At 62.3% G+C, this 1,102-nt stretch carries 1 protein-coding gene and 1 pseudogene; both read left to right on the top strand.

All coding sequences use genetic code 11. From position 1 onward, the window contains the following. The coding region (locus FHP24_RS28535) for an electron transfer flavoprotein subunit beta/FixA family protein (protein WP_139679629.1) at positions 1–603 on the top strand (603 nt) is incomplete at its 5' end. Between the two features lie 23 nt (positions 604–626). Then, a pseudogene (locus tag FHP24_RS28540) lies at positions 627–1,102 on the top strand (electron transfer flavoprotein subunit alpha/FixB family protein); the annotation flags it as partial.

Here is a 1,102-nt window from a genome sequence, read left to right on the forward strand (position 1 = left end):
CTGAAGGAAGCAGGCAAGGCCGAAGAAGTGGTGGTCGTCTCGATCGGCCCGGCGAAAGCCGAAGAAACGCTGCGGACAGCGCTCGCCATGGGCGCCGACCGGGCGATCCTCATCGAGACCGACGATCTGGTCGAACCGCTCGCCGTCGCCAAGATCCTGAAGGGCGTCGTCGATGCCGAAGCTCCCGGCCTGATCATCGTCGGCAAGCAGGCGATCGATGACGATTCGAACCAGACCGGCCAGATGCTGGCTGCCCTGCTCGGGACAGCACAGGCGACGTTTGCATCGAAGATCGAGGTTTCCGGCGACAAGGCAACCGTCATCCGCGAAGTCGATGGCGGTTCGCAGACGATCGAAGTCAAGCTTCCGGCCGTCGTCACCACCGACCTGCGTTTGAACGAGCCGCGTTACGCGTCGCTGCCCAACATCATGAAGGCGAAGAAAAAGCCGCTCGACAAGAAGAGCCCGGCCGATTTCGGCGTCGATACGACACCGCGCCTGAAGGTTCTCAAGACCGAAGAGCCGGGTGGCCGCAAGGCAGGCGTCAAGGTGGCAAGCGTCGAAGAGCTGGTCGCCAATCTCAAGACCGCTGGCGTCATCTGACCGGAAGACTAGGAGACAAAAACATGACCATTCTTCTTCTGGCGGAAAACGACAATTCCGGCCTCTCGGACCAGACGGCCAAGGCGCTGACCGCCGCTTCGCAAATTGGCGGCGACGTGCATGTTCTGGTCGCAGGCGCCGGTGCCAAGGCTGCTGCCGATGCGGCTTCGAAGCTTACCGGCGTTTCCAAGGTGCTTGTCGCCGACGATGCGGGCCTTGCCAACAATCTCGCAGAACCGCTGGCCGCCCTGATCGTGTCGCTGGCACCCACTTATGACGTGATCATCGCCCCGGCAACGACCTCGGCCAAGAATGTCCTGCCGCGCGTGGCAGCTCTGCTCGACGTCGCGCAGGTCTCGGAAATCGTCGAAGTCGTCTCGGCCGACACGTTCAAGCGGCCGATCTATGCTGGCAACGCCATCCAAACCGTACAGTCGAGCGATGCCAAAAAGGTCATCACCGTGCGTACGGCATCCTTCGCCGCCGCCGGTGAAGGTGG

The organism is Aliirhizobium smilacinae, assembly GCF_006335145.1.
GTDB classification, from domain to species: Bacteria; Pseudomonadota; Alphaproteobacteria; order Rhizobiales; family Rhizobiaceae; genus Neorhizobium; species Neorhizobium smilacinae.